General features: G+C 40.8%; 17 protein-coding genes. 9 read left to right on the top strand and 8 right to left on the bottom strand.

Annotation, left to right across the window (positions count from 1 at the left end):
• Positions 1-47: 47 nt before the first annotated feature.
• Both AN213_RS17060 and AN213_RS17065 read left to right on the top strand, forming a co-directional pair.
• Positions 48-1,997: an ATP-binding protein gene (locus AN213_RS17060; protein ID WP_055020802.1), complete on the top strand. Its 1,950-nt coding sequence runs from the start codon at positions 48-50 to the stop codon at positions 1,995-1,997.
• A gap of 19 nt (positions 1,998-2,016) precedes the next feature.
• Positions 2,017-3,144: a PleD family two-component system response regulator gene (locus AN213_RS17065; protein WP_055020771.1), complete on the top strand. Its 1,128-nt coding sequence runs from the start codon at positions 2,017-2,019 to the stop codon at positions 3,142-3,144.
• A 20-nt stretch (positions 3,145-3,164) separates the two neighbouring features.
• Here AN213_RS17065 and queG read toward each other — a convergent pair whose 3' ends face one another.
• The 7 genes from queG to AN213_RS17100 all read right to left on the bottom strand — a co-directional run bounded on the left by queG (position 3,165) and on the right by AN213_RS17100 (position 10,524).
• Entirely contained in the window at positions 3,165-4,298 is a 1,134-nt protein-coding gene (gene queG / locus AN213_RS17070) for a tRNA epoxyqueuosine(34) reductase QueG (protein ID WP_055020801.1), read from the bottom strand.
• A gap of 71 nt (positions 4,299-4,369) precedes the next feature.
• Positions 4,370-5,587 (bottom strand): methyl-accepting chemotaxis protein, encoded by a 1,218-nt coding sequence (locus AN213_RS17075; protein ID WP_055199215.1) that lies wholly within the window; start codon positions 5,585-5,587, stop codon positions 4,370-4,372.
• Positions 5,588-5,671: 84 nt separating this feature from the next.
• On the bottom strand, positions 5,672-6,370 hold the full coding sequence (locus AN213_RS17080; protein ID WP_054561032.1) for a glycerophosphodiester phosphodiesterase family protein: 699 nt from the start codon (positions 6,368-6,370) through the stop codon (positions 5,672-5,674).
• Positions 6,367-7,233, bottom strand: coding sequence for a DMT family transporter (locus AN213_RS17085; RefSeq protein WP_054561031.1), 867 nt, complete (start codon positions 7,231-7,233; stop codon positions 6,367-6,369). Before AN213_RS17085 ends, AN213_RS17080 begins: the two co-directional genes overlap by 4 nt.
• An 87-nt stretch (positions 7,234-7,320) precedes the next feature.
• Positions 7,321-8,847, bottom strand: a complete 1,527-nt coding sequence (locus tag AN213_RS17090) for a polyamine aminopropyltransferase (RefSeq protein ID WP_173637081.1) — start codon at positions 8,845-8,847, stop codon at positions 7,321-7,323.
• Positions 8,837-9,655, bottom strand: coding sequence for a hypothetical protein (locus tag AN213_RS17095; protein ID WP_054561029.1), 819 nt, complete (start codon positions 9,653-9,655; stop codon positions 8,837-8,839). Before AN213_RS17095 ends, AN213_RS17090 begins: the two co-directional genes overlap by 11 nt.
• 20 nt (positions 9,656-9,675) lie before the next feature.
• A complete protein-coding gene (locus AN213_RS17100; RefSeq protein WP_055020767.1) occupies positions 9,676-10,524 on the bottom strand; it encodes a DUF350 domain-containing protein in 849 nt (282 codons plus the stop codon).
• A gap of 242 nt (positions 10,525-10,766) precedes the next feature.
• Between AN213_RS17100 and AN213_RS17105 the strand changes: the two genes are divergently transcribed.
• From AN213_RS17105 to rlmB, 5 genes are all read left to right on the top strand, one after another.
• Positions 10,767-11,471 (top strand): tetratricopeptide repeat protein, encoded by a 705-nt coding sequence (locus tag AN213_RS17105; protein WP_055020766.1) that lies wholly within the window; start codon positions 10,767-10,769, stop codon positions 11,469-11,471.
• A gap of 74 nt (positions 11,472-11,545) precedes the next feature.
• Complete coding sequence (locus AN213_RS17110) at positions 11,546-12,631, top strand: sensor histidine kinase (protein WP_055199217.1); 1,086 nt, start codon at positions 11,546-11,548, stop codon at positions 12,629-12,631.
• Positions 12,628-13,230, top strand: coding sequence for a DNA-binding response regulator (locus tag AN213_RS17115; protein WP_054561025.1), 603 nt, complete (start codon positions 12,628-12,630; stop codon positions 13,228-13,230). Before AN213_RS17110 ends, AN213_RS17115 begins: the two co-directional genes overlap by 4 nt.
• A gap of 145 nt (positions 13,231-13,375) precedes the next feature.
• Complete coding sequence (rnr, locus tag AN213_RS17120) at positions 13,376-15,859, top strand: ribonuclease R (RefSeq protein WP_055199218.1); 2,484 nt, start codon at positions 13,376-13,378, stop codon at positions 15,857-15,859.
• Positions 15,856-16,602, top strand: a complete 747-nt coding sequence (rlmB, locus tag AN213_RS17125) for a 23S rRNA (guanosine(2251)-2'-O)-methyltransferase RlmB (RefSeq protein ID WP_054561023.1) — start codon at positions 15,856-15,858, stop codon at positions 16,600-16,602. Before rnr ends, rlmB begins: the two co-directional genes overlap by 4 nt.
• Before the next feature lie 69 nt (positions 16,603-16,671).
• Here rlmB and AN213_RS17130 read toward each other — a convergent pair whose 3' ends face one another.
• Entirely contained in the window at positions 16,672-17,598 is a 927-nt protein-coding gene (locus AN213_RS17130) for a manganese-dependent inorganic pyrophosphatase (protein WP_054552703.1), read from the bottom strand.
• A gap of 151 nt (positions 17,599-17,749) precedes the next feature.
• On the opposite strand from AN213_RS17130, the gene AN213_RS17135 reads away from it, so the two are divergent.
• On the top strand, positions 17,750-18,241 hold the full coding sequence (locus tag AN213_RS17135; protein WP_054552702.1) for a hypothetical protein: 492 nt from the start codon (positions 17,750-17,752) through the stop codon (positions 18,239-18,241).
• An 11-nt stretch (positions 18,242-18,252) separates the two neighbouring features.
• Positions 18,253-19,062, top strand: coding sequence for a bifunctional DNA-formamidopyrimidine glycosylase/DNA-(apurinic or apyrimidinic site) lyase (gene mutM / locus AN213_RS17140; protein ID WP_054552701.1), 810 nt, complete (start codon positions 18,253-18,255; stop codon positions 19,060-19,062).
• Positions 19,063-19,075: the final 13 nt, after the last annotated feature.

Here is a 19,075-nt window from a genome sequence, read left to right on the forward strand (position 1 = left end):
CTACTGTGCGAAGAATATTGATTGTTGATAGCAATAGTGTTTTAGCAATGCGGGTCAAGGTGCTACTAGAGCTGATTGGCTGTCGAGTTGAGCTATTACATTTTGCAATGGTTGATGATGCTGTTTTAGAGCAAGACTTTGATCTTGTTGCAGCTTCTCATGGTGTACCAACCACTGTTATTAAAACGCTAATGGGAGTGTTCGCACAAGAGCACTTCTTGCTGCTAGCGCCTAAAGCGCAGCGTAGTGATTTACTAGAGCATTTTAGTGAAGTAAATCGCCTATTACCTAATGCTGTGGTGATTTACCCCTTCTTTGCTAATAAAGAAATTAGCTCTTTATTAGAAGGGGTACTTGAGCTCGACAGCGATAATATTCTTCAACTTCCTACCGTGTTACTCGTTGATCACTGCGCAGAACGTTTGGCGCAAATAGCCCTAAACCTAAAAGGGGCACATATTAAAACCTTCACAGCTGATAATACTGCATCTGCTATGGATGTTATTAAAGAGCAGAACATTGATTTACTCATAAGTGATTTTACTTTTACTGATGGCACTGGACTTGAGCTCTTTAATAAGCTCAAAACATGTCAGCCTAATAGCCGCTGTTTACTTTATACTTCTAAACCTGATCAAGTCTCGATGGTGGCAGCTATTCGTCAAGGGGTAGAAGATGTGCTCATCAAGCCGGTTGATGATAATAGCCTGCTGCAATCAGTACATAAACTGTGGCAAACAGAACTATTAAGGCGTCATAACACTGAATTAGTCGAGCGTTTGCAAAATACAGTCGATGCACTCATAGAAAAAGACAGCTTACTACGCGTAATTTTTAAGCATACACCCGATGCCATTATTCTATTTGAGCGTGGTGGTAAGGTTATAGAAACTAACGACGCCTGCGAGCAGCTTTTTGAAAAACCGCTGAAAGAATTTGAGAATTGCTCTGTTTTTGAATTTTTTGATGTTGCTTCAACTGAGCGCATCAAAGATAAGATTGCGACTTTAAGTAAAAACCGACAATTTAGTTGTGACTTACGACTACTCAAGAAAAACGGCAGTGAGGTGCCTTTAGTTGGCTCGTTTAACGAAATCGACCACCACGGCGAAATTGCGCTAGCGGTGATCTTTAAAAATGTTACGCATCTTAAAGAGAAAGAAGATTTACTCGTTGAAGCTAAAGATTTGCTTGAAGAAGAGGTCAAAGCCCGCACAGCTCAGTTAGAGCATGCTAAAAATGTGGCAGAAGCGGCAAATCACAGTAAATCTGAGTTTTTAGCGAACATGTCTCATGAACTTAGAACACCTATGCATTCTATTTTAAGCTTTGCTCGCTTTGGGCTTGATAAGGTTGCTAATGACGATTTAAGTAAAGACAAGTTAAACAAGTATCTATCTAGAATTGAGCAAAGTGGTGAGCGATTATTATCGCTGCTGAATAACTTACTCGATCTCTCAAAGCTCGATGTCGGGAAATTCCCGTTCAATCCGCAAAAGCATAACTTAAGCAATATTATAAAAACCAGCATTGATGATGTGTCGGGCACAGCCCTAGAAAGAAGTATTGCTATTCGGCCTATTGGTTTTGAACAGGGCATTGTGCTTGAGTGCGACGAAGAACAAATTAATCAAATTATGCGTAACTTGATAGGTAATGCACTGAAGTTTAGTGAGCCAAATAGCGAAATTGATATTTGTTTAGCGGTGAATGAGCAGATGGCCGAAATTGCTGTTATTGACCGCGGAATAGGGATCCCTGAACAGGAACTTGAAAAGATTTTTGCTAAGTTTGAGCAAAGCAGTAAAACCAACAGTGGTGCGGGAGGCACTGGGCTTGGATTAGCTATTTGCCGGGAATTTGTAGCCTTACATCAAGGCACTATTTCGGCAAGTAACAATGAGTACGGGGGCGCCACTATTTTGGTACGGCTGCCCTTAGAAATAGACTTGCCGCAACACTTGGCAAATGAACAACAGTCTATATCGATGAATTAATAAAAGGGAAGAGATAATTATGGCCTTGAAACGTATTTTAGCGGTTGATGATGAACCATTTAATTTAGAAATTATTGAAGAGATCCTTGAAGATCTCGATTTTGAGCTGAAAATGGTTAATAGCGGCCCAGAATGCTTAGAAGTCGTTGAAGAGTTCGACCCTCAAGTGATTTTACTCGATGTGAGCATGCCACAAATGAGTGGTTACGATGTCTGTCGTAAGCTGAAAGAAAACCCCAATACACAAAAAATTATTGTGATGTTTGTCTCAGCCAGGGGCACGGTTGAGGAGCGCATGGAAGGCTATTCTGTTGGTGCAGAAGACTACATTGTTAAACCATTTAGTCATGGTGAATTAAAACTTAAGTTACAACATTTAAATCAAGTACTAATTGAAAAAGAATCGCTAGAACAACAAGTTGAAGATGCTACGTCAACGGCATTTAATGCCATGGCAAACAGCAGTGAAATGGGACAAATTGTTAATTACATCGAGCATATTGGTTCGATTGATAATGAACAAGAGCTCGGCAAAGCCTTTTTAAACTGTTTAGGTGCGTTTGATTTACAAAGTAATGTGGAGTTTAGGTTAGATAACGAAGTATTACATTTCTCTGTGTCGGGTGTGTGCTCGCCGATTGTGATCGAGCTGTTTGAAATGCTGAAAAGCAAAGGTCGATTGCATGAGTTCTCAAATCGGATTTTAGTAAACTATGAAATGATTAGTTTGCTTATCTTAAATATGCCTGGGCAAGACCCCGATAAGCATGGTCGAATTCGAGACCATATCTGTTTTTTAGTCAGTGTTACAGAGCAGCAGCTTAAAGCAATTCTCACTAAAAAAGAGCTACTTCAGCAGCAGCAACAGTTAAATGATGCTGTAAGTAAGGTGCACAGCAAATTTACAGGCTTGATTGAGCTTTTAAATGAAAACCGTATCAATAACGAAGCGATTTTTAAGCAGCTTCAAGAAGATTTAGAAAGACGCATACCAACTATGGGCTTAGATGAAGACCAAGAGGTGTTTATATATCAAAAGGTCGACGAAACCATTCAGAACTCAGTGGCTCGAGAGGAGTCTGTAAAAGGGGTTAAAGCGGCCTTTAAAGAGATTGAAAATGACTTATCGCTATTATTAACGCGATAGGGCAAAGCTTGAACTAGTCATCAAGCATCTCTGGGTAGGCCTTTTTCAACAATGCGAATTAAGCGCGCAGTTTTACGAAGCTTTAACTGGCGCTTATTTTCTTGTTTATCCAGTGCCCACTCGATATGCTCAGCGACTAAAGATGTAGCGGTTGTTAAGCGTTGCTTTAATGCCTCAATTATTTGCTCGCTGTAATCCGCGTTACCTAAGCCGACAGCAAGGTTTCTTAACCAACGCTGATGACCAATGCGGCGTATAGGGCTACCTTCGGTATTTTTAAGAAAGGTTGCTTCATCCCATGCAAATAAAGTTAGTAAGTCTTGATCTTTAAGCTGCTTTCTTGGGTGAAAGTCAGCTTCATCGGTAAGCTGACCGTAGCGATTCCATGGGCATACTAACTGACAGTCATCACAGCCATAAATGCGATTCCCTAACAGTGGGCGATACTCTTCAGGAATTGCGCCTTGCAGTTCAATAGTAAGGTAAGAGATACATTTGCGGGCATCGACTACATAAGGCTCGACAATCGCACCGGTTGGGCACAGCGTCATACAAGCAACGCATTTCCCACAGCCTTCAAAGCTATTTTCTTCATCAATAGGTAGCGGTATATCAACAAACAGCTCACCTAAGAAAAACCAAGAGCCCGCTTCTTTATTGATTAATAAACTATGTTTTCCACGCCAGCCCAAGCCTGCCTTTTCGGCTAGTTGCCTTTCAAGCACTGGGGCTGAGTCAACAAAGGGACGAAAACCGAGCTGGCCAACTTGCTGCTCTATTTTTTGGCCTAACTTTTTCAGGCGGTTGCGAATTAACTTGTGATAATCACGACCCAATGCGTAGCGACTGATATACGCTTTATCAGTCTGTTTGAGGTTCTTAGCAAAGCTTGCATCAGGCGGCAGGTAGTTCATTTTTACTGAGATGACTCGCTGCGTGCCAGGTACCAGCTCTGCTGGGCGCGCTCGCTTCATACCATGGGCTGCCATGTATTCCATCTCACCGTGATAGCCTAAATCTAACCAGCGCTGTAGCTGCGCTTCATGCTTCGTAAGGTCAATATCAGTGATCCCGACTTCTGCAAAGCCAAGGTCTTTACCCCATTGCTTTATTTGCAGTGCGAGTTGTTCATAATCAATAGCGGGTGTTGTCACGGTCAATAAAAAAGTAGCCAAGAAGCGGCTACTTTAACATAGTTTGACTCAGAGCAGCAGTTAAAAGCCGATCACACAAAGCGTTTTAACTGCTCTTGGGTTTGTTGGCTCAGTTTGTGTGATTGTTGGCAATCAGCGAGTGATTCATCAATTTGCTGCTTAGCTTGCTCACCCAAAGCAACTATTTGCTCAACCGTTTGATGGGTCTGAGTTTGGGTTTGCTCTAGTAAATGCACCGCGCTGACAATCTGTTGTAGTTGTTGTTGGTTTTGCTCAAATTCGCCAAGCATATTGCTAAAGCCTGTTGAGGTGTTGCTAATGGCAGTTTCCGCTTCACTCGAGTGGCTAATTAACTGCTCAGACTCTTTATTGGTTTCGCTAACAAGGCTATTCATTTGATTAATAAAGTCACTGATCTGGCGAGTTGCATCGTTAACTTTAACCGATAGCGATCTAACTTCATCGGCAACCACCGCAAAACCTCGGCCTGCTTCACCGGCACGTGCCGCTTCGATTGCAGCATTTAGAGCAAGTAAATTGGTTTGATCAGAAAACTCTTCAACCATTTTTAAAATGGCACGAATGTTCTCGCTGTTTTCTTTAAGGCCAGACACTGTTGCTGAGAAGTTACCCAAAATTTGGCTAATCATCGCGACCTTTTTAACTAATGCCGATAACTCAGTGGCTGAGTGCTTAACAAAGTTTAAGTGTTCACTATTAACATGGTGCACGCTGTCAGTATTTGCTGAGATATTCTCTAGGCTTGAAGTAATTTGGTTGCTTGAATCAGTAATGGTTTGACTGAATTTTATTTGCTGGTGGCTCATTTCTGCGGTTTGCTGCATCGAATGAGTCATCTTTGAACTACTATCTGCACTGGCTTGTGCACTTTGATAAGTAGTTGCTAATAGGTTTGCTAAATGAACTGTAAAGGTATTGTACTGCTCACTTAAATCACGAAATTCATCGTAGGTAAAATGCGGTAACTTGGCAGATAAATCGGCATCATGGCGGTTGATTTGCTCAAGTGTATCGCGCATTGCTTGCACTGGGCGCACAATTAAAAAGCGCATGTAGAAAATAGTAAAAATAAAGCTCGCGATGATAACAAAGGTCATTAACCAAAATAGTCCCATGCCAGCTTGTTGTTCTGAAAGGCTGCTATAAAGCCAGATCAAAGTAATGACTTGAAACGCAAACACAAAACCTAAATTACCGACAATTTTACGTGTAAGAGTGTAAAAGAAAGTTTGTTCGATAAAATTGTAAATGCGCATATAGCTACTCATTAAGGTGTTGTGTTGATTCATTTTGGCGTAATTTTTTATTATTCAATGTCACATAATTCAACAGTATAGCTTAGTTTTGTTGAGTTACAGTGACTGCAGTGTCATTTGTGTATGACACGGAAAATTAGTAAAAATACCATCTACGCCATACTCTAGCATTAATTCGATATCTTCCACTTTATCGACCGTGTAAGCATAAACTTGAAGGCCGCGTTGTTTTGCGTCAGCAACAAACTCATGGTTTATAAAGTTTTTATCTACATGAATGCTATAGGCATGGAGTTTTTGCGCAAACTCGCTGTAATTAATTGGGATAGAAGCGGTTAGTGCACCAATCTTTACCCACGGCAATTTTTGCTTTAGCCACATCAGTTGATGGTGATCGAATGAAGAGACTAGCAAGTTATCCCGAGAAATTTTCCCAGCGCTAACGTTTGATTCTATAAGCTCTACAAATTTATCTAACGAAAAAGTATGTTTAAGCTCTAAATTAAGTAAAGTTTTATCAGCAACCCAATCGATTGCCTGTTGTAAAGTGGGCACGCACTCGCCATTGCCTGCATCGTATTGTTGAATTTGCTCTTTTGAGCAGGCGTTTACTTTACCGCGACCAGAGGTTGTACGATCAAGCCAAGTGTCGTGAATAATCATGTAATCATCAAGGCAGCTTTGCACATCAATTTCGATGCCATCTACTGCTAAATCAACAGCTGCGATAATGGCGCTTTGAGTATTTTCTGGGTAGGTACCACTGGCACCTCTGTGAGCGAATACTTTCATCATTGCTTATACCTACGAGTCACTGACCATGTTTCATAAAAAGCGGCACTAATCACCAGTGCGCCACCAATAAGAGTGCTAATTGAAGGTTGCTCATGCAAAATTAAAAAAGCGAAAAACGTACCGTATAAAGGCTGCAAACACGATATCAAACCAGCGGTTGAAGCTGATAAGTTTTTTAGGCTTGCTGCAAACAGTGAATGCGGTGCTGCTGTAAAAATAACTCCTACGGTAATTAATAGCAGCCAATTTATTGTATCAACTTGTAATGGCGGTACTTCGACAAAGGCGCATAGCATAATGCAGGCGATCCAAGTTTGATAAAGCATGGTTTGTGGGCCGCCATATTGGCTAAAGTAACGCTTGTGAACGATATTTCGAAAAGCAAAAAAGAACGCTGACAAAATACCAATAGCAATTCCGAGTGTGACATCATTGCCTAAGCTGGCATCAGGAATAAGTAAATAAATACCAAGCATCACCACCAAGGCGCTAAAAATATCTTTGAGCTGTGGTTTACTGCCATGAAATAAAGGCTCTAAAAATACCGTGATAACAGGGTAAGTAAAAAAGGCAATCATACCGACTGCAATACCTGCTAATTGCATACCTGCGAAGTAGGTGAGCCAATGTATTCCAACAGTGATACCAAGTAACAAGGCTATAAGGTAGTCGCGACGCGAGTGAAGCTTAATCGCTTTGTGTTGAATTGTAAGTAAGATCAGTAAGGCACAGCCTGCAATTGCTGTTCGGTAAACGGTAATATCTAATGCACTTAAGCTGACTAGCTTGGCGAATAATGCAGTACCACCAAATAGTAGCACTGCAATGTGTAAGTATATTAGGCTCTGTTTGTGCGCCTGCATTACAAACCTTGTTATTGTTGTTATTAACTCTCTTTGTAACGGTAATCCTTTACTTTGTAAACTCCCCAAATGGGCTAATCCATTCGTTTAGTTCCAATATTTCCATCCCTGCAAGTAATAGTGCAGCACATTCGGCTCATCAAGCGTCGATACTTTTTCATTGTTTGCGCTAATATCCGGCGTGAAAATAAACAATTGTGCGTCATTTTCTGGGCGGTAAAAGCGGGTTTTAACTGGCAATACTTGTTGGTTTCTGCACATCAAGTTGCAAGCCATAACAAAGCCCCATTCGCCAAAAGAGGGCACATTTAAGTGATAAGGCAAGGTGTGCGCAAAGCCCGCTGCACTGAGTGTGTTGTTGATAGACCAAAATGCTTGCTTCGCAAAAAATGGACTGGTGGCTTGGGTCACGACAATACCGTTATTTGGTAATCGTGTTTTTACTAGTTGATAAAACTGCTGACTGTATAGCCGTGCTAGGTTGATTGCTTTTGGATCCGGTAAATCAATAAAAATAATATCGAACAGCTGTTCGCTTTGCTCAATATACACATAGGCATCTTGATGAATAACAGTCACTTTTGGGTCACGGAGTGAGTGCTTGTTAAGTGTTGTCAGGTTGTGATTAGTTTGCGCAAGCTTAGCGACTGCTGGATCTAAATCGACTAGGGTAATAGATTCTATTTGCGGGTATTTCAAAAGCTCTCTAGCTGCTAAGCCATCGCCACCGCCTAAAATTAGAATACGTTTGGCATTACCATGGCGCACCATAGCGGGATGGATAAGCGCTTCGTGATAGCGATACTCATCAATCGATGAAAACTGTAAGCCACCGTTTAAATAAAGCCGAATATCATCTTTATGACGAGTCAGTACGATTTGCTGATAGGGCGTTTGTTCTGAGTGCACAACACGGTCATCGTAGATTTGGCTTTGCCAAAGATGGGTGAGCTGTTTGCTAGCAAATAAGCAAAGCACTAATACTGAGCAGACTAAAACTAATGTGAGTCTAAGCACTTTTCGACGATTTGGGCTGATATGGTCGATAAAGTACCACAGCAATAACAGCGCAATACTTAGATTCATTAAGCCAAAGCTTAAGGCTGTTTTAAAAACCCCAAGCCAAGGTAAAAATAGAAAAGGAAACAGTAAAGTCGCGAGCAGGGCACCAAAGTAGTCAATAGATAATACATTGGCGAGGTTTGCTTTTAGCGCATAATGTTTCTCCATTAGGCGACTTAATAGCGGAATTTCTAAGCCAATCAAAATCCCTATTAGCGTGGTGAGTAAAATACTAATTGCTTGCAGTGGTAAACCAAACGCATAGCAGAAATACAGCAATGGCACACTCAAACCGCCAAGTAGTGCAAGCGCAAGCTCAAAACCAATAAAATACACCAGCAATGGCTTATCAGGCACAAAGCGGGAAAAATAAGAGCCAACCCCCATTGCTGCCATATAGACGCCAATCGTCAGGGAAAACTGAGTGATGCTATCACCCAAAAAGTAGGCACCAGTGGTTGCGATCAGTAGCTCATAGATAATTGAGCAAAGGCCAGCAACAAAAATACTAAACAGTAAAATGTGGCTTTCGCGAATTGATTTATTTACCACCTGGGCCGCCTCTTGAACGGAAACCTGCACTACCAATACTTTGCTCACGTAATTGTTTATCAACGCTTATTGTGAGGTGGTGATAGGAGTAAACTTGCCAATCTTGCTCTTTGTCACCTTTGCTATATGCCAAGAAGGAAAAGAAGAGAACGGGTGCTAAAAACAGTAACACAATAGGCCAAACTGAGATACGCGATTCCATTGCTTTTATAGCCTCAGGGTTTAACTTATTGATTGGTTTATAAGTAATATCAGAGCCTTCACGCTCAGCTTCTAAACGATGCAGCATTACAAATAGGGCTACACCGCCGATGAAACCAGAAATCCATAACAGCGGTAGCATAAAATTACTGTTACCTTTGATTGGGATAATACGAAACGTATAACTAAAATGTTCGGCACGCTTATTTGGGCCAAACGTACTACTGACGTAGGCGCTATATTGCCCCTTCTTTGGGAAGTGGACATCGTGATGAGTATAATCACGGTACTCAGTCCATTTGCCATCTGAATCGTGTCCGGTTTCGGCCCAAAGTTCATCAGAGTAACTAAATAAGTAGTTACCATCAGGGTCAAAAATTTCGATATCAATAGCTTTCCAAGAGTTTAAAGGCAGTCTGCCTTTAATTTCTAAGCGCATCATTTGGCCATCTTCTGGCACTGTAAATAGGTAAGGTTTGTCTTGTCCGTCGTAGTCTTTAAAGTTGCCATATTGGCCACTAATAAGTGGCGCTTGTAGATCTGCACGTATCACCAAGCAAACAACAAATGTGATAGCGGCAATAATAAAAAGCTTATAGATGTTCATCCATTACTCCATAAATAAGCTTAAATAGCGATAGTGATGATAACAGCAACACAGATTGCAATGCTGCTTTCAATAACCGCAACGGCGGTGTTTTTGTCGTGCATTGCTTGGTCGAGTGAAATTTTGCTAAAGATAATTTTATCAACGAGGTAACGCACAATTGGTAAAATTAAAAAGCCAAATAATGCGTCAATAAAGAATAAGCTTAAGCTTTGTTGCCAAGTATGAAAGCCACCAATGAGCGCATGACACAAGATAATAGCTAACGCCAACATAGTGCCAGAAAAGCTAAGTGCAACTGCTTTGTTGCCTTTTTCGAGCTGTTCGTGAAGATTAAAAGCAGTGAGGTGATCATAGCCTTTGGCAAAAATGATCAGCATTAGTTGCCCTAAAAAATAAAACACAATGGCTGATAACCATGTGCCTTCGCCGGTTAATGCGCCACCAATGATCAGTGCAGCAGCCATATAGTTTGCCGCTTGTACTAGGCCTACGGCCTCGTTTTGTTGGTTAATTAATTGCTCTTGGTTGCAGAACAAGCGCAGCAGTAATTTGTCATTTAAAATACGTGAGCAGGTTAGCAGCACCATACCTAATACACTGTACAGTGATACATTCATCAAATCTCTTAGTAAACCTTGGCTAGGTCCAGCTAAAACAAAACCATAAATAATGGTAATTGCCCCTAAGTAGCCGCCAATAGATAAACCCAAGGCACTGTTGGCATTATCGGTTAATTGGCTGGTGGTGTTATAAGGGGTTGCTAAGTTATACGACAGTTTTGCAACCGCTATGATCGCAATGAACAGACCAATATAGGCGCTGTTGTAGGCCATCGTTGCGAGGTAGTGGGTTAAGTTAATATCCATATAATTATGTTAGCTTGTTGTTATTTTCCGAAAATATTAACACAGAGTGTTTGTTGCAAAGAATATCAAAGCTTCATTTTTGGCAGAATTAATCAATTTCTTAAAAGTTTCATAGCTTTTTTATGACAATTGTCATGATGTATTGCTTACAAATGTCGTTAAACACTCATTCTTTTTTAAGTAACACTATACCTGTACCGATACATGTCGGTTTGTCATTCATTAATATAAAGGGTATAGCTATGAATCTAATTACTAAAAATATTTACGCGTTATTCGCTGCGGCAATTACATTTAACACAAATTACGTATTTGCTGAACAAAGTACTATAGATAGTATTGAACTTGCATCTCAACAGCATAACTTGTCAGAACTTACCAAAATAGCAAAAAATGCAGCAGGGTATGATGCAGCGCTTGTGAATTATCGCCTTGCTATTGCACATAATATCATGGGTGAAACTGAAAAAGCGCTTGCCTTACTTGATATTGCACAAACAGCGCTTTTAGACGATAAACTTGACGCAGATAAAAGTGAGGCAAACGCATTGCTTGCTCAAGTGTATGGTTATCGTATTTCGATTAAACCTATTACAGGTTTTTACTACGGCATAAAATCGAACAATGCGTTAAATAATGCGGTGCAAATTGACAAAAGTAATCCTCGTGCTCACCTAGTTAAAGGTATAATTGCTTTAAACACACCTAGCATGTTTGGTGGCAGTAAACAGCAAGCGCTTAGTTCATTGAATGAGTCTCTAATTCACTATCAAAATGATAATAATGATGGTTATAAATGGGGGCAGGCGGAAGCATATGTCTGGCGTGGGTTAACATATTTAGCACTAAATGATGTGCAAAAAGCAGTGCAAGATTGGCAAACATCACTTGACCTTGCACCAAACTATACATGGCCTAAAATTTTGATAAATAAAAATAAGCAGTAACTAATCGTGGGCAGCCATATGCTGCCCACGTTTAGATAAGATTTAAAAAAGCCAAAAAATGGGATTGAGCATAAATGAAAAGTGATAGTTTTAGACAAAGCTTAGCAATTGAAAAAAAGCCTTACTGGGTCTGGGGGCCACTTGTTTTTTCAAGTTTTTATTTTTTACCGTTGATTCTAAGTTTTGAGCAATTCGCAGCTTTAGATATTTTTATTATAGTTATGATATATATAACTTTTATTTTTTACTATGTTAAAGCTGCTAACGCAAAAGGTGAAGATGCGCTCATTCCAGTGTCTATCATTGTTATTATCGCAACTTTTGGTACATATTTAACTCTTGGAACACAAACTTTATTTGGCTTTGCTTGCTATTTTTTTGGGTTCAACTTTAGACAAAAAAAAGGCGTTTTAGGGCTAGTTGCTGTTGCTTTAAGTATTTTTTTCGCGGTGTATTTATTTGATTTGAATAATCCATATTTTATTGCGCCAGCACTCATCATCAGCATTGCACTTTATTTTATGGGACGTGCTGAGAGGCGTGAACGAATACACCAGTTAAGTGAACAAAAAAGTCAACATCAAATAGAACAGTTGGCAATGATTGCTGAACGTGAACGCATTGCACGAGACCTTCATGATTTAGCTGGTCACAGTCTATCGTCGATTGCTCTAAAAGCAGAACTAGCCGAAAAGTTAATTGTTAATGATAAGGTTGAGCAAGCACAGAGTGAAATAAAGCAAGTGGCGGCCATTAGCCGAGATTTACTCAGTGATATTCGTAAAGCAGTAACAAATATGAAACAGTTTAACCTCACTAAACAGTTAGAGTTTTTGCAAGAAGAGCTAACACAAAATGGCTTTAATGTAAAAGTAAACAATGAATTAACAAACTTATCGACAGCAACACAAAAAACCGTATCGCTTATTGTTACTGAGGCTTGCACTAATATTTTAAGGCATAGTAAAGGGAATGAAGTTTTAATTGATATTAGTAAGGAACTAATATCAATTAAGGATAACGGTATAGTAACCACATTTAAAAGTGGCAATGGCATTAATGGCATTAAGCAGCGTACTGAAGCACTTGGCGGAGAGCTTATTGTGGAAAATAAAAAAGGGTTTAACCTGACTATGAATTTTCAAGCGAATTTATCATGATTAATTTACTCATTGTTGAAGATCAGCAAATGGTTAGGGAAGCAATTAGTGCGCTTGTTGGACTTGATCCATTTATTAATGTCGTTGGGCAAGCAGAGGATGGCAAAGCTGCACTTAAATTTATTGAACAAAATAAGATTGATATGGTGTTATCAGATATTGAAATGCCCAATATGTCAGGCATCGAATTGGTAGAAATACTGAGTAAGCGCCATTCTGATATTAAAACCATGATAATAACTACATTTTCAAAGGCAGGTTATATAAAACGTGCTATGAAAGCAGATGTTCGCGCATTTATTTTAAAGGAAGCGCCATCAGAGCATTTAATTAATGCAATAAAATCAGTCAATCAAGGCCGAAGAGTCATTGATCCCGAACTTGCTTTACTTGCATTATCTGACACTGATCCATTGACTAATAAAGAACGCAAAGCATTAAAATTAGCCGGTGATGGCTTAAAAACTCAAGATATTGCAAAAACATTGTTTTTATCAGAAGGGACGGTTAGAAATTATCTTTCAGAAGCAATGAGTAAACTAAATGCGGTAAACCGAGTAGATGCTGCTCGCATAGCAAGACAAAAAGGGTGGTTATAAGGTCCTTAATTTTGCTATTAAATTATTGAACAATTTGAGTGCGAAAACTGGTTTAATCAATTTCTTAAAAGTTTCATAGCTTTTGCCTGTCTCATTGTTAGGTTATGGGTTAAAATAACAACATAACCAACTAACAAGATAGTGAATGTCAAAACAGGATCCCAATCTCAGTCGAGAACAAGAAAAGTACGAAAACCCCGTCCCTAGCCGTGAGTTTATACTTACTCACTTAGAATCTCGCGCCAAACCAGCAAACTTCACACAACTTTGTGACGAATTACATGTGAATGATACAGAGCGTCAAATTGCGTTCAAACGTCGTTTACGTGCTATGGAACGCGATGGTCAACTGTATTTCAATAAGTTTAAATGCTACGCATTGATTGATGAATCTGGGCTAGTTAAAGGCAAGGTCATTGGTCATCGTGACGGATTCGGCTTTTTAGAAGTTGAAGGTGAGAGTAAAGATTGGTTTATCGCAAAGCACCAAATGAATATGGTGTTGCACGGTGACATTGTGCTTGCTAAAGGCAATCGCAAAGGCTCAAGTGGCAAATGCGATGCACGCATCATTAAGGTATTAACCAATGAACGTGCACCGATTGTTGGCCGCTATTTTGTTGAGCATGGTATTGCAGTTGTTGTGGCTGAAGACCCACGCATAACGCAAGATATTATGATACTACCAGGTAGTGAAAATGGCGCGCGCCACAACCAAATGGTGCAGGTGCAAATTACCCAAAACCCAAGCCGACATATGAATGCGGTAGGCAAAGTCACTGAGGTACTGGGTGAGCACTTAGCACCGGGTATGGAAATTGAAGTTGCACTACGCAATCACGATATTCCTCACGTTTGGCCAGAAGCGGTTGAAAAGCAAGTTGCTCATTTAGGTGAGTTTGTTGATGAACAAGCAAAGCAAGGTCGCGTTGATTTACGTGACTTACCGCTAGTTACAATCGACGGTGAAGATGCCCGAGACTTTGACGATGCCGTTTATTGTGAGCGCAAACCATCAGGTGGTTGGCGTTTATGGGTGGCTATTGCCGATGTGTCGCACTACGTAGGAATGAACACGCCTCTGAATAAAGAAGCGATTGAACGTGGTAACTCAGTATACTTCCCTGAGCAAGTTATTCCGATGCTGCCAAAAGTGCTATCGAATGGCTTGTGCTCATTGAACCCAGAAGTTGACCGTTTATGTATGGTTGCTGAGATGACGGTGTCAGAAGCGGGTAAGTTGTCTGGGTATAAATTTTACGAAGCGGTGATGAATTCACACGCTCGTTTTACCTACACCAAAGTGAATGCGATTTTACAAGGCGATGAAAAGCTACGTGAAGAGTACGCTAAAATGGTGCCACATTTAACTGACTTACAGCAAATGTACATGGCACTTAAAGCTGCTCGCCAAGAGCGTGGTGCGATTGAGTTTGAAACCTTAGAAACGCGCTTTGTGTTTAATGCACATCGTAAGATTGAATCAATTGTGCCTGTGGTTCGCAATGATGCGCACAAACTTATCGAAGAGTGCATGATTTTAGCGAACGTATCGGCAGCCCGATTATTAGAAAAGCACGAGGCGAGTGCGCTTTATCGTGTGCATGATGAGCCTGATGCTGAAAAGCTTGGTTTCTTCAGAAACTTTTTATCAGAGCTTGGTATCGAAACTGCGATTTCTGATGAGCCAACACCAAAAGAAATAACCCAAGTGTTAGCTAAATTAGGCGACCGCCCAGAAGCTGAGCTTATTCAAACCATGTTGCTCCGTTCAATGAAGCAAGCGGTTTATCAGCCAGATAACATTGGCCACTTTGGTTTAGCTTTACCAGCCTATGCCCACTTTACATCGCCAATTCGTCGTTACCCTGATTTAGTGGTGCACCGTGCAATTAAAGCGGTACTTAAAGCGCAAGGTCAGCAAACATCGGGTGAGTATGCCTACACTGATGACGAAGTTGATATTTTAGGTGAGCAGTGTTCAACCACTGAACGCCGTGCTGATGATGCGACTCGCGAAGTAGCAGATTGGCTGAAATGTGAATTTATGCAAGACCATGTTGGTGACGAATTTGGTGGGGTGATCTCATCGGTAACTAACTTTGGTTTATTTGTACGCTTAGACGATTTACAAATCGACGGCATGATCCATGTAACTAACCTGGGCAATGAGTACTTCCATTACGATGGTGCTAAGCATTGCTTGATTGGTGAACAAACTCACACTGTTTATCGTTTAGGCGATAAACTAACGGTTCAGGTGTCATCTGTCAGTCTTGACGAGCGACGCATAAACTTAGTGTTAGCAGGTGAAGCGCAACAAGACCGTTATGCGCGTCGTCGTGGCCGTAGTGCCCCTGCAAAACCAAGTGTTCGTGCCCAGCTTAAAGCAGGTAAAATTCCTGGTAAAAAAGCGCAGTCAGGCAGCTTTGAGGCAAAATCAGGCGACAAAGAGAATGAAAAACGTGGCAAGTCTTCATCTTCTAAAGGGCGTAAAAAGCCTAATAGTAAACAAGCTGATGCTGTAAAAGCTGGCAAAAAGAAGAGTAAGAAAAAAGCCACCAAAAAGGCAAAAAGACCGGGTAAGAATGCCCGTAAACGTAATGGCCGAGGAGCAAATAATACGTGAGTAATGAATTAATTTTTGGTTTTCACTCAGTTGAAGCAATATTAGCAAAAGAGCCTGAGCGCTTTTTAGAAATATACGCTTTAAAAGGGCGTGAAGATAAACGTTTAAACCCGGTTATTGACCAAGCACGTAAATTCGGTATTTCTGTACAATTTATGCAGCGTAAAGCGCTTGATAATAAAGCAAATGGTGAGCAGCACCAAGGCATTATCGCTAATGTAAAAGCGGCGCGCATGTATAACGAAAAAGATCTAGATGAGATCATTGCCCGTGAAGAAACGCCTTTCTTACTGGTACTTGATGGTATTACTGATCCACATAACTTAGGTGCCTGTTTACGTAGTGCAGATGCTGCGGGCGTGCACGCGATTATCGTTCCTAAAGATAAGTCTGCAAAACTGAACGGCACAGCGCGCAAAGTAGCATGCGGTGCAGCAGAAACAGTGCCATTAGTTCAAGTAACCAATCTTGCGCGTACGTTGCGTGAAATTAAAGATGCTGGCGTTTGGGTTGTCGGCACTGCCGGTGAAACAGATACTGAGTTATTTGATGCAAACCTAACAGGGCCAATGGCTGTTGTTATGGGTGCTGAAGGGGATGGTATGCGCCGCCTTACTCGTGAGCATTGTGATTTATTAGTTAAAATCCCAATGGCTGGTTCGGTATCTAGTTTAAATGTGTCAGTTGCGACCGGTATTTGTTTATTTGAAGTGTTACGTCAGCGTAATGCAACGCAAATCTAACTACCGCGAAAATTTCAGACACAAAAAAAGCCGATGTAACATCGGCTTTTTTGTATCTAACAGTTCTGATTAGATTTTTGCAAAAGCGTCTTGTAGTGGTGGTACTACTTGCTTCTTACGGCTTAATACGCCATCTAACCATACGCGACCGTCTTCTGATTTAACATCATAGGCAGCTTCGATTACTGATACGTCATCAGACGCAATTAGCATTTCAGAGCCTTCTTTCATGATATCGGTTAACAGGAGTAATACTGAGTGGCGACCGCCTTCTTCTTTAAGCTTTGCGATGTCAGCTTCAAGGTCTGCTTTGATCTCATCAAATACAGCAAGGTCGATAACTTCTAGCTGGCCAATACCTACTAGCTTACCGTTCATGTTGAAGTCTTTGAAATCACGCATTACTAAATCACGTGCAGGGGTGCCTTCAACTGCTGATTTAACCTTGAACATTTCCATGCCAAGTTCTTTGAAATCTTCGATGCCAGCGATTTCAGCAAGTGCTTCAACACATTTGATATCAGCTGTTGTACACGTTGGTGATTTAAAGATTACAGTGTCGCTTAAGATAGCGCATAACATGATGCCTGCGATATCTTTTGGAATCTCTACGTTGTAGAAGTCATACATCATTTTGATGATAGTGTTTGAACAACCCACTGGGCGGATCCAACACTCAAGTGGTGTTGATGATGTTAAATCGCCTAATTTGTGGTGATCAACAACACCTACAACACGTGCTTCATCGATGTCATCAGGTGCTTGTGTTTTTTCTGTGTGGTCAACGATATAAACGTCTTCGCCTGCGTAGCTAAGTTTTAGCTCAGGTGCTTCGAAACCGAATTTATCTAGGATAAATTGTGTTTCAGGTGATACTTCACCTAAACGCGTCGGGATCGCGGGTTCATTGATCTGGTTTTTTAAGTAAGCAAGCGCAATTGCACCGCAAATTGAATCTGAATCAGGGATCTTATGACCCACTACATACATTGACATTGACGGAACTCCTTTAAATTTGGCGGATATTTTAGCAAAGTATCGACAGATTGATACATAACAGACATGAAATTTTGTTGATCAATTACAACTGCCAATTAATGTCCTTTTTGGTTACACTTTAAGATATTGAAAACTGAGGAAGATACTGATGCGCTTGAGCCGAAAAGCATGGAATAATGTGGTGATTATTTCGATGCTATTGATGATTTTTTTCTTCAATGGCCTACATAAAAAGCTCAATACACAGCCCGTTGAAGAAGGAGTACAAGCATTACTCCCAGAGCAAAGCTTCATTTTAGCAATGGCATTTCCAGAATTAAAAATCGAGCGTATCGGCACCTCTTGGCGTAGCCAATCACTGCAAGAAACCACATGGCAAGGCGATGAGCAGCAGCTCGAACAACTCGTTGAACTTTGGCAACATCAAAAACTGACTATTGCCAGTCTCCCTGTTAGTAAAATTTCACAGACATCGGCTGATTATGTTGCCTCCGTGTGGCTAGCCGGGGAGCAGTTGCCAGCGGTGTATCAGTTGTACAACATAGATCAGCAATACTATTTATTAGATAAGCGGTTACAACGAGTATTTGAGCTTGAACAAGCTGATGCTGCTAAGTTATTTCCGTTATACCCGTTTTAAGAGAGTCACAGATGCCTGAATTACCAGAAGTTGAAGTTAGCCGTTTGGGAATAACGCCGCATGTGCTTAACCAAACAGTGACCAAAGTAAATATTCATAACGCCAGTATGCGTTGGCCTGTGCCTGATGATGTATATCAATTACAAGGACTTAAAGTTACTTCAGTGGAGCGTAGAGCAAAATATTTATTACTCGGTTGTGAGCTGGGTAGTGTTATTTTGCACTTAGGAATGTCGGGCAACTTACGAGTTGTGAGCGCAGATGAGCCATTAAAAAAGCACGACCATATCGAATTTATTTTAGCCTCAGGTAAAGCGCTAAGACTCAACGACGCGCGTCGCTTTGGTGCCTGCTTATGGCAAGCACCAGGCGAATGTCATACCTTGCTAACCAAGCTTGGACCGGAGCCTCTTACCGATGAGTTTGCTGCAAAGCGTGTTTACGAACAGTCTAGAAATAAAAAAGTACCAATTAAACAGTTTATTATGGATAACGCTGTGGTAGTTGGTGTAGGTAATATCTATGCCAATGAGTCGTTATTTAAGGCCGGAATTCACCCGAAACGAGAAGCCGGCAAGGTGTCTTTAAAGCGTTATCAGCAATTAGTGCCTATTATTAAAGAAACACTTGCTGCGGCTATCACGCAAGGCGGCACAACATTAAAAGATTTTGCTCAAAGTGATGGTAAGCCCGGTTATTTTGCCCAGCAATTACTAGTTTATGGTCGCAAAGGTGAGCCATGTGTAACGTGTAAAGAGCCATTAAAAGAAATTAGATTAGGGCAAAGAAGCACTGTGTACTGCTCTAATTGTCAAAAATAACAAAGAATCCCTC

It is taken from the genome of Pseudoalteromonas sp. P1-8 (assembly GCF_001399985.1).
Classification (GTDB): Bacteria; Pseudomonadota; Gammaproteobacteria; order Enterobacterales; family Alteromonadaceae; genus Pseudoalteromonas.

Bases quoted from the DNA above. Each gene is read 5' to 3' on its own strand.
- AN213_RS17130 (WP_054552703.1), bottom strand. From the start codon at position 17,598: ATGTCAATGTATGTAGTGGGTCATAAGATCCCTGATTCAGATTCAATT.
- AN213_RS17115 (WP_054561025.1), top strand. From the start codon at position 12,628: ATGATTAATTTACTCATTGTTGAAGATCAGCAAATGGTTAGGGAAGCA.
- AN213_RS17100 (WP_055020767.1), bottom strand. From the start codon at position 10,524: ATGGATATTAACTTAACCCACTACCTCGCAACGATGGCCTACAACAGC.
- rnr (WP_055199218.1), top strand. From the start codon at position 13,376: ATGTCAAAACAGGATCCCAATCTCAGTCGAGAACAAGAAAAGTACGAA.
- AN213_RS17065 (WP_055020771.1), top strand. From the start codon at position 2,017: ATGGCCTTGAAACGTATTTTAGCGGTTGATGATGAACCATTTAATTTA.
- AN213_RS17135 (WP_054552702.1), top strand. From the start codon at position 17,750: ATGCGCTTGAGCCGAAAAGCATGGAATAATGTGGTGATTATTTCGATG.
- AN213_RS17085 (WP_054561031.1), bottom strand. From the start codon at position 7,233: ATGCAGGCGCACAAACAGAGCCTAATATACTTACACATTGCAGTGCTA.
- AN213_RS17095 (WP_054561029.1), bottom strand. From the start codon at position 9,655: ATGAACATCTATAAGCTTTTTATTATTGCCGCTATCACATTTGTTGTT.
- AN213_RS17075 (WP_055199215.1), bottom strand. From the start codon at position 5,587: ATGAGTAGCTATATGCGCATTTACAATTTTATCGAACAAACTTTCTTT.
- AN213_RS17060 (WP_055020802.1), top strand. From the start codon at position 48: ATGCGGGTCAAGGTGCTACTAGAGCTGATTGGCTGTCGAGTTGAGCTA.
- AN213_RS17110 (WP_055199217.1), top strand. From the start codon at position 11,546: ATGAAAAGTGATAGTTTTAGACAAAGCTTAGCAATTGAAAAAAAGCCT.
- mutM (WP_054552701.1), top strand. From the start codon at position 18,253: ATGCCTGAATTACCAGAAGTTGAAGTTAGCCGTTTGGGAATAACGCCG.
- AN213_RS17105 (WP_055020766.1), top strand. From the start codon at position 10,767: ATGAATCTAATTACTAAAAATATTTACGCGTTATTCGCTGCGGCAATT.
- AN213_RS17080 (WP_054561032.1), bottom strand. From the start codon at position 6,370: ATGATGAAAGTATTCGCTCACAGAGGTGCCAGTGGTACCTACCCAGAA.